Source organism: Streptomyces sp. NBC_01428 (assembly GCF_036231965.1).
Lineage (GTDB): Bacteria > Actinomycetota > Actinomycetes > Streptomycetales > Streptomycetaceae > Streptomyces.
Genome location: NZ_CP109499.1, coordinates 2,736,365 through 2,749,951 on the forward strand (window position 1 = coordinate 2,736,365; position 13,587 = coordinate 2,749,951).

At 72.2% G+C, this 13,587-nt stretch carries 8 protein-coding genes; 2 read left to right on the forward strand and 6 right to left on the reverse strand.

Annotated elements, in window-relative coordinates; genetic code table 11:
• Positions 1 to 68: 68 nt before the first annotated feature.
• The 3 genes from OG406_RS11765 to OG406_RS11775 form a co-directional block, all read right to left on the reverse strand.
• A complete protein-coding gene (locus OG406_RS11765; RefSeq protein ID WP_443067071.1) occupies positions 69 to 971 on the reverse strand; it encodes a GNAT family N-acetyltransferase in 903 nt (300 codons plus the stop codon).
• 36 nt (positions 972 to 1,007) lie between these two features.
• A complete protein-coding gene (locus OG406_RS11770) occupies positions 1,008 to 3,197 on the reverse strand; it encodes an IucA/IucC family protein (RefSeq protein WP_443067072.1) in 2,190 nt (729 codons plus the stop codon).
• 86 nt (positions 3,198 to 3,283) lie between these two features.
• Positions 3,284 to 4,741 (reverse strand): diaminobutyrate--2-oxoglutarate transaminase family protein, encoded by a 1,458-nt coding sequence (locus OG406_RS11775; protein ID WP_329185635.1) that lies wholly within the window; start codon positions 4,739 to 4,741, stop codon positions 3,284 to 3,286.
• A 326-nt stretch (positions 4,742 to 5,067) separates the two neighbouring features.
• Between OG406_RS11775 and OG406_RS11780 the strand changes: the two genes are divergently transcribed.
• Both OG406_RS11780 and OG406_RS11785 read left to right on the forward strand, forming a co-directional pair.
• Entirely contained in the window at positions 5,068 to 6,297 is a 1,230-nt protein-coding gene (locus tag OG406_RS11780) for a trypsin-like serine peptidase (RefSeq protein WP_329185636.1), read from the forward strand.
• Positions 6,298 to 6,484: 187 nt separating this feature from the next.
• On the forward strand, positions 6,485 to 7,669 hold the full coding sequence (locus OG406_RS11785) for a trypsin-like serine peptidase (protein WP_329185638.1): 1,185 nt from the start codon (positions 6,485 to 6,487) through the stop codon (positions 7,667 to 7,669).
• A 91-nt stretch (positions 7,670 to 7,760) separates the two neighbouring features.
• On the opposite strand, the gene hflX is transcribed toward OG406_RS11785, so the two are convergent.
• From hflX to OG406_RS11800, 3 genes are all read right to left on the reverse strand, one after another.
• On the reverse strand, positions 7,761 to 9,257 hold the full coding sequence (gene hflX / locus OG406_RS11790; RefSeq protein WP_329185640.1) for a GTPase HflX: 1,497 nt from the start codon (positions 9,255 to 9,257) through the stop codon (positions 7,761 to 7,763).
• 350 nt (positions 9,258 to 9,607) lie between these two features.
• On the reverse strand, positions 9,608 to 11,116 hold the full coding sequence (locus OG406_RS11795; protein WP_329185641.1) for a M1 family metallopeptidase: 1,509 nt from the start codon (positions 11,114 to 11,116) through the stop codon (positions 9,608 to 9,610).
• 111 nt (positions 11,117 to 11,227) lie between these two features.
• Positions 11,228 to 13,414 carry a RelA/SpoT family protein gene (locus tag OG406_RS11800; protein ID WP_329185643.1) on the reverse strand — a complete coding sequence of 729 codons (2,187 nt, stop codon included), beginning with the start codon at positions 13,412 to 13,414 and terminating at the stop codon, positions 11,228 to 11,230.
• Positions 13,415 to 13,587 lie beyond the last annotated feature (173 nt).

Genomic DNA, 13,587 nt, shown 5'->3' on the forward strand with positions numbered 1-13,587 from the left:
TGCGGGGCGGACGAGGGGCCCACGCATGGGAACCGGACCGGGTCGAGCGGTGTACCAGATGTGACGGCTCACAGCAGATCGCGCAGAGCCCGGTCCCGGACCATCAGGGCGGCCCGCTTGTCGGGCAGGTCGACCTCGGCGGAATAGCGGAAACCGGCGCTCAGGAAAGCGGAGACGGAGGGTGTGTTGCGCAGGTCGGGTTCCGCGACGACGCGGGCGCAGGAGCGACGTTTGTCCAGGACGTGGTCGGCGACGGCTCTGAGCAGGACGGAGCCGAGACCTCGTCCACGGTCGGCGACGGTACCGATCAGGAGATGGATACCGGTGTCGTGGGGCCGGGCGGGGTAGTGGCGCGCCAGGGGGTCGAGGTCCGCGCGGTAGATCTCCCAGTAGCTCATCGGGATGCCGTCCAGCACTCCGAGACAGGGCACGCTGCGTCCGTCTCCGTCCACCTGGGGGAGCAGGTGCTTCTCGACGACGGACTCGGGGCCCTCCAGTTCCCAGAAGGCCGCGACGGCGGGGTCGTTCATCCAGCGCGACACGAGCGGGGCGTCCCGGTCGGGCCGTACGGGGATGAGCTGGAAGACACCGATATCGGTGGTGACCGGGCCCCAGCCGCCGACCCGGTCGAGCAGATCGCCCCCGCCCGCACCGTCGTCCCCGGTTCCCGTCGCCTCGACGCCCTCGAACCCTGCCGCCGCGCGGGTCCAGAGGTCACCGCCCCGGGCGCCGGCGTCCCCCGCCTGTTCCCCGCAGCCGGCGAACAGGGCGATCAGTTCGTCGGGAAGGCGGAGGTCGAGGGTGTCCTCGCAGTCCGTGGGGGCGTCCGGGGCCGAGCCGGTGTGCGGGCGGGTTCCGGTGTCCGAGCCGGATCCGGGAGCGACCTGCGGGGCGGGATCCGTGTCGGCTTCGGTGCTCGTGTCGGCTTCGGTGCTCGCGTCGGCTTCGGTGCTCGCGTCGGTGGGAGGCACGAGGCTCCTCTCAGGAGACGGGGTGGGTCATGTTCCTCAGGAATGGAGGGGGTTGGAGATGGAGACGTAGACGGACTGTGTGTCGACGGGGCCGACGAGTTCGTCGAGGCCGTGCAGCCGGGTCAGCAGGTTGGCCTTGCAGCGCAGGACAGGTGAGTCGAGCAGCAGGGCGGGCATGGTCGTGCGAAGCCTGCCCGGGCCGGTGGCGACATCCGAGAGGAAGCGGCGGAAGGCGGCGATCAGCAGCCGCTCGTCGGCGAGTCGTTGGGAGCCGAAGGCGCCGATGAGTCCGAGGACGTTGTTGATGGCGAGGTAGTAGGCGAAGCGTTCGTCGGTGACCTCGTCGGAGACGAAGGTGTCGCTGTGCTCGCCGATGCCGGGCAGCCGGGCGTCGAGGTCGGCGCGGCGGGAGGCGCGGAAGTAGTAACCCTGGTTGTCGCGGTAGCGGCCGCCGGTGGGCCAGCCGTCCGCGTCCAGCAGGAGCAGGGTGTTCTGCTGGTGGGCCTCGAGGGCGATGCCCGCCTCGCTGTCGAGCCAGAGGACGGGACGGATGACGTGTTCGAGGTAGCGCAGGAACCACTCGGCGGCGACGGCGCCGCGTGGGCGGCCGGTGCGTGCGGCGAGCCCGGTGACGAGCGTGGTGAGCCGGGACCGCATGAGGGGGCGGCCGTCGGCGGACTCGTGAGGTCGGGGTGAGACGAGTCCCGCGACGCAGCCGGCGTCGTCCGCCGGACCGAACGGGTTGTGCCGGATCATCACGTCGAGCCCTTGGACGGGCCTGCCGTCCGGCCCGTCGACGGCGAGCCAGGCCGGGTCGCGGACGATGTCGAAGCCCGGATGGACGGCCTGCCACTCCTTGCCCAGGCCGCTGCGCAGGAGGCGGTGGACCTCGACTCCCCGATGCAGTTCCTTGCGGAGGTTCTCACGGCGGGAGTTGGTGATGCGCAGCCCGAGGGAGAGTTTCAGCATCGCGGGCGCGCCGGAGCGGTGGACGGTGCGGACGGAGGAGGTGGGGTGCCATGCATCGCCGAGGGGGCCGAGGTCGAGGAGCAGCCCGGCGTCCAGCAGGGCGGCGGTCTCCGTGCGGTGCTTCAGCTCGCGCAACTGCCAGGGGTGCAGGGGCAGCGCGGCGGCGTATCCGTCGGGCAGCGCCAGGTCGGGGCCGGCCAGCCGCTGGGCCAGCTGCTCCGCGGACACGGGTCGGCCTCGTTCCGTCCACGCGGAGTCGGACGCGAGGACCGAGGGGGCGACGGCCATCCAGTGCAGCGGGAACGATCCGCGCAACTCGGGCGAGTAGAGGGCGCCTTCGGCGTCGGAGAGCCCTTCGCGGCCCTTCGGGGTCGGGTGCAGCGGGTGGCCGAGGAGGAGTGCCTGTTCGGCGGCCAGGAAGCGGTCGCCCGTGTCGGCGGGGTGTTCCCGCCGGTCCTCGATGAACACGGCGGTGCGCCGGACCGAGTCGGCGACGCGTCCCACGAGGTCGGCGCCCTCACCGGCCGGGCTGTCCTGGGTACGGACGGCGCGGCGGCGCGGCACGGCCGTCGCGTGATCGGTGCGGGGTGACGGGAGGAACGGCAGCGGGGCGGCGGCCAGTGTGTCGGAGGGGGTCCGGTCAGCGGAGTCCCTCACGTTGACGACAGTTCCGGTGCGCGCAGCCTGCCCGACGCTGCCGTCCTCGCCGTGCGCGGCCCGCACAACGTTGCCGTCCTCGCTGCGCGCGGCCTGCCCGACGTCGCCGTCCTCGGTGTCCGCGGCCCGCCCGACGCCGGCGGACCGGTCGGGTGCGGTCGGTGTGCCGGCTGCGGCCGCCTCGCGTGCGAGGAGTGCGGCCACGGTCACCGCGTCCGCGGGGGGTGCGCCTTCGGGGGCGTAGGCGAGGTGCGGGAGGCCGAAGCGGTGCCAGCCGGTTGCGGACCAGTAGTGGACGGGGACCAGCAGGATCGCGCCGCTGGCGGGGAGCGGGATGCGGAGGGTGCCGTGGTCCGGGGCGGCCAGGTCGTTCTCCCGTACCCAGCAGCGCAGCAGGTTCTCGACTGCCGCGGCCTGGGCGGCGGTTCGGGTGTCGGGGTGCTCCAGGGGGTCGGCGGTGCATCCGCGCAGCCACTCGGACTCCCGGCGGCCGGCCTTCTGCCGGGGAACCGATTCCGCCACGGAGCGTTGCGGGGCCGGGTCCCCGGCGGTCCGCTCGCGTGTGAGGGGGCGGTGGTCGGGTGCGGGGATGGTGTTCACGGGCATTCCTTGGGGGTCGTTCGGGTGGGCGCGGCGACGCACCGGAGGGCTGGGAGATGCGTCGGGCTCGGGACGGCTACGGACCGTCACCGGGGGCGGTCGGCGCCCCGCGTGCCGTCCCGTCCGGGACGCCGGTCCTCGCGGGCCACCGCCCGCACCGCGCCCGCGAGCCGGTCGAGGACGGCGGTCGTCTGTTCGTCGCTGATCGTCAGCGGGGGCAGCAGGCGGACCACGCTCGACCGGCGGCCGCCCAGTTCCACGATCAGGCCTCTGCGCAGGCACTCCCGCTGGACGGCCGCTGCCACTTCGGGAGCGGCGGGCCGGGGACCGTCGGGCGTGGAGGCCGGGGGTGCTTCCGGGTCCACGCATTCGAGACCGATCATCAGGCCTCGGCCGCGCACGTCGCCGATGAGGGGGAACTCCGGCGCCAGTGACCTGAGTTCGGTCAGCATGCGGGTTCCTACGGTGGCCGCACGGTGGGCCAGGCCGTTCTCACGGACGTACGCGAGGGTGGCCGTGCCGGCGGCCATGGCGAGCTGGTTGCCGCGGAACGTGCCCGCGTGGGCACCGGGTTCCCACACGTCGAGGTCGTCGCGGTACACGACGACGGCCAGCGGCAGGCTGCCACCGATGGCCTTGGACAGGACCATCACGTCAGGGGTGATCCCGCTGTGTTCCACGGCCCAGAAGGCACCGGTCCGGCCCACGCCGGTCTGGACCTCGTCCGCGATGAGCGGGATGGACCGCGCCGCCGTGATCTCCCGCATCCGCCGCGTCCAGGTGTCCGGCGCCGGGATCACGCCGCCCTCCCCCTGGACGGGTTCGAGGATCATCCCCGCCGGCGTCGGCACCCCCGACTTGGTGTCGTCGAGAAGCGACTCCGTCCACCGGGCGCCGAGTTCGGCGCCGCGCTCCCCGCCGACGCCGAAGGGGCAGCGGTAGTCCTGCGGGTAGGGCAGGCGCGCCACCCGGACGTCGGTCGCGCCCCCGGACGCTTCGAGCGCCCCCGCTGTCATGCCGTGGTAGGCACCGGTGAACGCGAGGAGGCCGGTGCGTCGGGTGGCGGCGCGCACCAGCTTGAAAGCGGCCTCCACGGCGTCCGTGCCGGCGGGGCCGCAGAACTGGATGCGGGCCCGTTCCGCGAAGCGCGGGGGCAGTGTGCGGAACAGCTCGGTGGTGAAGGCGTCCTTGACCGGGGTCGCGAGGTCGAGGACGTGCAGCGGCGCACCCGAGTCGAGGACCTTCCTGATGGCCTCCAGGACGACGGGGTGGTTGTGCCCGAGGGCCAGCGTCCCCGCGCCGGAGAGGCAGTCGAGATAGCGGCGGCCGTCGGCGCCCTCGATCGTCAGGCCGCGGGCCCGCACCGGGACGATCGGCAGGGCGCGCGCGTAGGTGCGGGCCGCGGACTCGCGCGCCGACTGGCGCCGCAGGATCCCCTCGTGCGCCGCGCGCGCTCCCTCGGTCTCCGTGGACGCGCCGCTCCGCGCGCCTTCGGCTTCACCAGGGGCCTCCGACGGCACCACCGCTGATTCGGTCACGGCCACGACTTCAGGTCCTCCCGCTGTCCAGAGGCGAGTTGGCGAGGGGTTCTGAACGCAGGCCTCAGGCCCCCCGTACGTATCAACGACGCCGCGGGCGTTGGGAAGCGGGTGGATCGAAGATCCTTGCCGTGACGGAACCGTTGCCGTTCCGTCGGATGTCCCCCACAGCGAGCGCATAGTGTGTGGTGCCGTTCAGCGATACCGGACGATCGCCGGTCACGGCCGGTCGATCGTCACCAGCGGTCCCGTGCGTCCCGCACGTCCCGTACCGACGGGTTCCGGATCGACGGATCCTGACCAGTTCACAGACGCCCAGGGGGAGTTGCACCATGCGATCCATACGCCCGCCCTTCGCCGCACGCCGAGGGAGGGGCGCGCGCCGCGGAACGTCCCCTGTTCTGGCCGCGGTCGGCCTCACCGCGGCGCTGGCGCTGACCGCCACCGCCTGCACCTCGGGCGACGACAACGCCGACGCCAAGTCCAGCGCCTCCGCGTCCGCGAGCAGCGACGGGAAGATCAAGATCCCGGACGACCTCAAGGACAAGCTCAAGGAGCACGGCTTCGACGTCGACAAGTGGAAGAACGGCGCCTGGAAGAACTGGGACCGGGACGACTGGCTGCGCGAGGCCGACGACTTCATCAACCCGATCATCAAGGGCCTGTGGGACCCCGAGCGGATGCGCGGGGCCGACGACCCGGACAAGAACAAGGGCGTCGACGACGCGGACCTGAGCGGTGACCAGGGCGTCACCGACCCGGAGCCGGCTCCGGTGACCGCGCGCGCCGTGAAGCCCGCGTACCACGCCGGGGTGCCCGAGTCGGGCAAGGTGTTCTTCGACTCCCCCGAGGGCACGATGGTCTGCTCGGCGACGGTGGTCGAGGACCCGGCCCACCCGGGCAAGTCCAACCTCGTCTGGACCGCGGGCCATTGCGTCCACGCGGGCAAGAAGGGCGGCTGGTACCGCAACATCGCCTTCGTGCCCTCGTACAACGACGCCGGCAAGACCGCCGCGCAGCTGCAGAACGCGCCGCGCGAGGAGGTCGCCCCCTACGGAGTGTGGTGGAGCGACTGGGCGCAGACCTCCGACCAGTGGATCGAGCAGGGTGGCTCGACGGGCGGGCAGGGAGCCTCGTACGACTTCGCCGTGCTGCATGTGACGCCGGAGAAGGGCAGCGACGGCAAGTCGCTGGAGGAGACGGTGGGTTCGGCGCTGCCGGTGGACTTCAACGCCCCCGCCGTGACGAAGGTGTCGAGCATCACGGCGACGGGTTACCCGGCCGCGCCGCCGTTCGAGGGCCAGCAGATGTTCCAGTGCACGGACAAGCCGGGACGGCTGTCGATCGCGCAGGCGGACCCGACCATGTACCGCATCGGCTGCACCATGACCGGCGGTTCCTCGGGCGGCGGCTGGGTGGCCGCGGGCTCGGACGGCAAGCGGGCCCTGGTCTCCAACACCTCGATCGGCCCGGTCAAGTCCGGTTGGCTCGCGGGTCCGCGGCTGGGGCCGGTGGCCAAGGGCGTGTACGACTCGGTGAGCGGGAAGTTCGCCGGGCGGTGAGCCGGACGGCGTGAGGCGTCGGGGATGAACAGCGGTGGGCCGGTGCGGAGGAACGTTCACCGGCCCACCGCTGTTCGTCCCCAACTGCTTGTGCATAGTGGGGTGTCGCGTCCGGGAGGGCTCCGCGAGGAGCGGCCCGGCGCACGACGGACACAGAAGCCAGAGCTTCAACGGGGGTTACCGCAGCATGCGTTCTTCAAGACGGCGTCGTACGGTTCTCGCCGCCACCGGTCTGATGGCGGCGTTGGCGCTCACCGCGACCGCCTGCGGTCCCGGCGACGACAAGGCGGCCGGCGGGTCCACCCCGTCCGCCTCGCGGGGTTCGGCGAGCGGCGACGACAAGATCAAGGTCCCGGACGACCTCAGGGACAGGCTCAAGCAGCACGGCATCGACGTCGACCAGTGGAAGAACGGCGCCTGGAAGAACTGGGACCGGGACAAGTGGCTCGGCGAGGCCGAGGACTTCGTCAACCCGGTGATCGACGGACTGTGGAAGCCGGAGCGGATGAAGTCCGCCGAGGATCCCGACAAGACGATCTCCGCGAAGGACGCGACGGCGGACCAGGGGGTCAGTGACCCGGAGCCCGATCCCGTGCGGGCACAGGCGGAGAAGACCCCCTACCACGAGCACGCGGCGCCCGTGGGCAAGGTCTTCTTCGACTCCCCCAAGGGCTCCATGGTCTGTTCGGGCACGGTCGTCAAGGACGTGAACCACCCGGGGAAGTCCAACCTCGTCTGGACCGCGGGCCACTGTGTGCACGCGGGCGGCGACGGCGGCTGGTACCGCAACATCGCCTTCGTGCCGTCGTACAACGACCAGGGGAAGTCCGAGGCGCAGCTCGGCAGCGCGACGGCCTCGGAGGTCGCGCCCTACGGCCAGTGGTGGGCGGACTGGGCCTCGACATCCCAGGAGTGGATCTCGGGCGGCGACGAGACGGGCGGTGCGGGCGCCCCGTACGACTACGCCCTGCTGCATGTGAAGCCGGAGCAGGGGGGCAAGTCGCTGGAGGAGACGGTCGGCAACGCGCTGCCCGTCGACTTCTCCGCGCCGTCCGCGCGGGAGGTCGGGGCGATGGGCGCCTGGGGCTACCCGGCCGCGCCGCCGTACAACGGCCTCAAGATGTTCAAGTGCGTCGACAGGCCGGGGCGTCTCTCGCTGGACCCGGCCCTGCCGGCGATGTACCGCATCGGCTGCACCATGACCGGCGGTTCGTCCGGCGGCGGCTGGTTCCGCGTCGTCGACGGGAAGACCGAGCTCGTGTCGAACACGTCGATCGGCCCGGCCGGCAACACCTGGCTGGCGGGCCCGCAGCTGGGGCGCGGCGCGCGGTCGCTGTACGAGCAGATGAGCAAGGAGTACGGCGGCCGGTAGCCCCGGGCGCGTCCGCCGGTCCTGCTGGACGACGAAGTCCCGCTCCCTCGGGTGAGGGGGCGGGACTTCGCGTCGTGCGGGGCGCGGATGTCTAGCGGAGCGCGGGCTCCGCGACGTACGGAGCGAGGTCCGCCGCCAGTTCCTCGTGCACCCTCAGCTTGAGGAGGGTGCCCTCCGCGGTGTGCTCCTCGGAGATCACCTCGCCCTCGGTGTGGGCGCGGGCGACCAACTGGCCCTGCGTGTACGGGACGAGTGCCTCGATCTCGACCGAGGGGCGGGGCAGCTCGTTGTCGATCAGGGCGAGCAGCTCGGCGATGCCCTGGCCGGTGCGGGCCGAGACCGCGATGGAGCGCTTCTCGATCCGCAGCAGCCGCTGGAGCACCAGCGGGTCCGCCGCGTCCGCCTTGTTGATCACGACGATCTCGGGCACCTTCGTCGCGCCGACGTCCCGGACGACCTCGCGCACGGCGGCCAGCTGCTCCTCCGGGTCGGGGTGCGATCCGTCCACCACGTGCAGGATGAGGTCGGAGTCGCCGACCTCCTCCATGGTGGAGCGGAACGCCTCGACCAGGTGGTGCGGCAGATGCCGTACGAAACCGACCGTGTCGACCAGCGTGTACAGCCGGCCGCTCGGGGTCTCGGCCCGGCGGACGGTCGGGTCGAGGGTCGCGAACAGCGCGTTCTCGACGAGGACGCCCGCGCCCGTGAGGCGGTTGAGCAGGGACGACTTGCCGGCGTTGGTGTAACCGGCGATCGCGACCGAGGGCACCTTGTTGCGGCGGCGCTCCTGGCGCTTGATGTCGCGGCCCGTCTTCATGTCCGCGATCTCCCGGCGCATCTTCGCCATCTTCTCGCGGATACGACGCCGGTCCGTCTCGATCTTGGTCTCACCGGGACCACGGGTGGCGAGACCGCCGCCCGAGCCGCCGCCCATCTGACGGGACAGCGACTGACCCCAGCCTCGGAGCCGCGGCAGCATGTACTGCATCTGCGCGAGCGCGACCTGCGCCTTGCCCTCTCGGGACTTGGCGTGCTGGGCGAAGATGTCGAGGATCAGGGCCGTACGGTCGATGACCTTGACCTTGACGACGTCTTCGAGGTGGATCAGCTGGCCGGGGCTCAGCTCACCGTCGCAGATCACCGTGTCCGCGCCGGTCTCGATGACGATGTCCCGGAGTTCGTTGGCCTTGCCGGAACCGATGTAGGTGGCCGCGTCGGGCTTGTCGCGGCGCTGGACGACGCCGTCGAGCACGAGTGCTCCCGCGGTCTCGGCGAGGGCGGCCAGCTCCGCCAGCGAGTTGTCCGCGTCCCGAACGGTTCCCGTGGTCCAGACACCGACGAGGACGACGCGCTCCAGACGGAGCTGTCGGTACTCGACCTCGGTGACGTCCTCGAGTTCGGTGGAAAGGCCCGCCACGCGGCGCAGGGCCGCGCGCTCGGAGCGGTCGAACTGGTCGCCGTCCCGGTCTCCGTCGATCTCTTGGCTCCAGGCGACGTCCTCTTCCATCAGGGCATCGGCCCGAAGACCTTCGGGGTAGTTCTGCGCGGGGCTCTGCGCGTCCTGGGAAGGGGAAGAAGAGGAGGTCATTGGATCCTTACGTAGAGCGGAAGCGGAAGGCCGACAGATGTCGTCCGTCACAGGGAACAACGCCCGGGGCCGCCGGGAGATTCCCGGTCACCGCCGGATCACCCCCGGCGAGGGGGCTGCTCCGTCGGCTCGAAGATGGTCGCACGGTACGGGCCGTCTCGTCACGCGACTTAACAGGCACCGGCGCGCACCTGCGGACCTGCCCGCGCGGGGTGCGGACCGGGCTCCTCGCCCGGCGTCGGCGACGGACCGTCGCGACGGCGCCACGCCCCGTCGTGCCGCCGCCACCGGTCCGCGGTGCGACGCCCGGACACGTTCCGTCGCCGCACGCGTGCGTGGGCCCCGCTGTCTCACGCGCCCTTGCGGGCCTGCGGGGTGTCGCTCTTCCAGTCGGGGTGGCCCGGCATCGGGGGCGTCTTCTCGCCGTAGAGCCATGCCTTGAAGAAGCCCCTCAGGTCGCGGCCCGCCATGGCGGACGCGAGGTCCACGAAGTCGGCCGTGGAGGCGACGCCGTCGTGGTTGACCGTGACCCAGGTCCGCTCCAGACGCTCGAAGGCCGGACGCCCGATCTCCTGGCGCAGCGCGTACAGGGCGAGGGCCGCGCCGTCGTAGACGTTCGGCCGGAAGATGCTGATCTTGTGGCCGGGCTTCGGTCCCTTGGGTGCGGCGGGCGGGCCGCCGGCGACGCGCCACGCGTCGGACATGCCATAGGCCGCCTTCATCCGCTTCTCCATGGGCCGGTTCGCCTTCTCCTCGGCGTACAGGGCCTCGTACCAGGTGGCGTGTCCCTCGTTCAGCCACAGGTCGGACCAGGTGCGGGGGCTGACGCTGTCGCCGAACCACTGGTGGGACAGCTCGTGCACCATGATCGACTCGACGTACCACTTCGGGTAGGCGGGCTCGGTGAAGAGGTCCTTCTCGAACAGGGAGAGCGTCTGTGTCTCCAGTTCGAAGCCGGTCTGCGCCTGGGCCATCAGCAGCCCGTACGTCTCGAAGGGGTACCGCCCGACCTTGCTCTCCATCCAGGCGATCTGGTCGGGGGTCCTGGCGAGCCACGGTTCGAGCGCCGCGCGGTCCTGGGTGGGGACGACGTCGCGGACGGGCAGGCCGTGCGGACCGGTGCGGTGCAGCACGCTGGAGCGGCCGATGGAGACCTGGGCCAGCTCGGTGGCCATGGGGTGTTCGCCGCGGTACGACCAGGTGGTGGTTCCGCCGGCCCGGCGGGTGCCCTCCGGGAGTCCGTTGGCCACGGCGGTGTAGCCCTCGGGGGCCGTGACGTGGAAGGTGAACATCGCCTTGTCGGAGGGGTGGTCGTTGCACGGGAAGACCAGGTGCGCGGCGTCGGCCTGGTTGGCCATCGCGAGGCCGTCCTTGGTGCGGACCCAGCCGCCGTCCTGGTCCTTGGCGGGCACCGGGTCGCTGGTGTGGCGCACGGTGATGTGCAGCGGGCTCCCGGCGGGCAGCGTCCGGGCCGGGGTCACCACCAGGTCGTCGCCCGCGCTCGCGAAGTCGGCGGGCGAGCCGTTGACCTCGACCGACCGCACCGTTCCGTGGACGTAGTCGAGGTTGACGCGGTCCAGCCGGGCGGTGGTGAGGGCGTCGATGGTGGTCACGGCCGTGAGCGGCTTGTCGTTGGCGCCGGAGTAGGTGAACGCCAGGTCGTACGACGCGACGTCGTAGCCGGGGTTGCCGAGGGTCGGGAAGAGCCGGTCGCCGATGCCGAGGGCCGTGCCCGGGGAGGGGGCGCTCGCGGCGATCAGGCAGACGGAGACGGCCGAGGCGAGCAGGGCCGCCTGGACGCGGCGGCTCCTCGGGCGGCTGGGAGCGGGGGCAGGGGCGGGGGCGGCTTCGAGCGGCATGGACCACCGCTACCAGCGTGCGCCGGGCCGGTGGTGGCGACGCGCGCCCGGCCCACCCGAACGGGTCCCTCCGGAGGCCCATCGGGCGAGCGCGGCCGTCGGGGCCGGTGGCTACTGGGCGGCCGCCGGATGCTGGGCCCGGCTCACGTCGAACACGCCGGGCACGTTGCGCATGGCGCGCATCAGGCCCTGGAGGTGTGCCGCGTCCGGGAGTTGAAGGGTGTAGGTGTGGCGCACGCGCTGCTGGCTGGGAGGTTCCACGGTCGCCGACACGATGGCGACGCCTTCCCCGGCGATGGCTTCGGTGAGGTCGGCCAGCAGGTGCGGCCGGCCGAAGGACTCGGCGACCAGGGTGACGCGGCACTCGGTGGTGGCGCCCCAGCGCACACCGACCTCCGGGCGCCCGTCGCCCTTCATCCGGGCCGCTCCGGGACACTCCACGCGGTGCACGGTGACCACTCCCCCGCGCACGGCGAAGCCGGTGACCTCGTCCGGCGGTACCGGCGTACAGCAGCCGGCCATGCGGACGGAGGCGCCCGGCTGGTCCACGAGGGCGTTGGCGGGGCGGGTGAGGTATGCGGCCGCGGGACGCGTCGGCGGGGTCTCGGCGGGCGGCCTGGGGCCCGTGGCGGGGGCCTCCTCGGCGCCGGGTGCGGGGTGGGTGGCCATCCAGCGCTGGATGGCGATCCGGGCGGCAGCCGTGTGGGCGTGCTCCAGCCACTCCCTGGAGGGCTCGGAGGCGGGGTCCTGGCCCATGAGGAGCTGAACGGTGTCGCCGTCCTTGAGGACCGTACTCAGCGTCGCCAGGCGGCCGTTGACGCGCGCGCCGATGCAGGCGTGCGCGTCCTCCCCGTACTGCGCGTACGCGGCGTCGACGCAACTGGCGCCCTCCGGAAGGCCGAGGGAGCCGCCGTCGGCGCGGAACACGGTGATCTCGCGGTCCTGCGCGAGGTCTTCGCGCAGGGTCGACCAGAAGGTGTCGGGATCGGGGGCACCCTGCTGCCAGTCCAGCAGGCGGGAGAGCCAGCCGGGGCGGGTGGGGTCGGCGCGCTCGCCCTCGAAGGGGCGGTCGCCGCCGCCGTCGGGCTGGTCCTCGGACGGCGGGGCGTAGGGGTTGCCGAGGGCGATGACGCCGGCCTCGGCGACCTTGTGCATCTGGTGGGTGCGGATGAGGACTTCGGCGACCTGGCCGTCGCCACGGGTGACCGCCGTGTGGAGCGACTGGTAGAGGTTGAACTTGGGGACGGCGATGAAGTCCTTGAACTCCGAGACCACCGGGGTGAGACAGGTGTGGAGTTCGCCGAGCACGCCGTAGCAGTCGGCGTCCTCGTTCACGAGGACGAGGAGGCGGCCGAAGTCGGCGCCGCGCATCGGGCCGCGCTTGCGCGACACGCGGTGCACGGAGACGAAGTGCCGTGGCCTTATGAGGACTTCGGCCTGGATGCCGGCGTCCCGCAGGACCACCCGTACCTCCTCGGCGATCTCCGCGAGCGGGTCGTCCGGGCGGCTCGCGTTGTCGACGATCAGCTCCCGGGTGTGTTCGTACTCCTCGGGGTGCAGGATCGCGAAGACGAGGTCTTCCAGCTCGGTCTTGAGCGCCTGGACGCCGAGGCGCTCGGCGAGGGGGATCAGCACGTCGCGGGTCACCTTGGCGATGCGCGCCTGTTTCTCCGGGCGCATCACGCCGAGGGTCCGCATGTTGTGCAGCCGGTCGGCGAGTTTGATCGACATCACGCGGACGTCGTTGCCGGTCGCGACCAGCATCTTGCGGAAGGTCTCCGGTTCGGCGGCGGCGCCGTAGTCGACCTTCTCCAGCTTGGTGACGCCGTCGACCAGATAGCAGACCTCGTCGCCGAACTCCTCGCGGACCTGATCCAGCGTCACTTCCGTGTCCTCGACCGTGTCGTGGAGCAGGGAGGCGGTCAGCGTCGTGGTCTCGGCGCCCAGCTCGGCGAGGATCAGGGTCACGGCCAGCGGGTGCGTGATGTAGGGCTCGCCGCTCTTGCGCATCTGGCCGCGGTGCGAGGACTCCGCGAGCACCCACGCCCGGCGCAGGGGTTCCAGTTTGGCGTCGGGGTGGTGGGCGCGGTGCGCCTCCGCCACGTGCCCGATGGCGTCCGGCAGCCGGTCGCGCGCGGTGGGTCCCAGCAGTGCGGCCCGGCCCAGACGCCGCAGGTCGATCCGCGGACGTCCCTTCCTGCGGTGCGCTGGGGCCACTCCCGGTTCGAGCGGGGCCGTGCGCTGCGGGGCGGGCGTTGCGGGGCCTGGCGTCGCGGGATTCGTCGCCTCCGCACTCATGGGCACCTCCGGCTGCGTAAGACCGGCGGACGGGTGCCCCAGGGCGTACTCGGCTCAGGGGATGGTGTCGGTCCCCCGTCCGGGCCGGTGCTTGATGCTACCGAGCCCACCACGCCCGGTTGACCGCCTCTCGCCGAGCGTGAAACGGATCACCCATTCGAGCGACGGTCCGG

Bases quoted from the DNA above. Each gene is read 5' to 3' on its own strand.
- OG406_RS11780 (WP_329185636.1), top strand. From the start codon at position 5,068: ATGCGATCCATACGCCCGCCCTTCGCCGCACGCCGAGGGAGGGGCGCG.
- OG406_RS11785 (WP_329185638.1), top strand. From the start codon at position 6,485: ATGCGTTCTTCAAGACGGCGTCGTACGGTTCTCGCCGCCACCGGTCTG.
- hflX (WP_329185640.1), bottom strand. From the start codon at position 9,257: ATGACCTCCTCTTCTTCCCCTTCCCAGGACGCGCAGAGCCCCGCGCAG.
- OG406_RS11795 (WP_329185641.1), bottom strand. From the start codon at position 11,116: ATGCCGCTCGAAGCCGCCCCCGCCCCTGCCCCCGCTCCCAGCCGCCCG.
- OG406_RS11800 (WP_329185643.1), bottom strand. From the start codon at position 13,414: ATGAGTGCGGAGGCGACGAATCCCGCGACGCCAGGCCCCGCAACGCCC.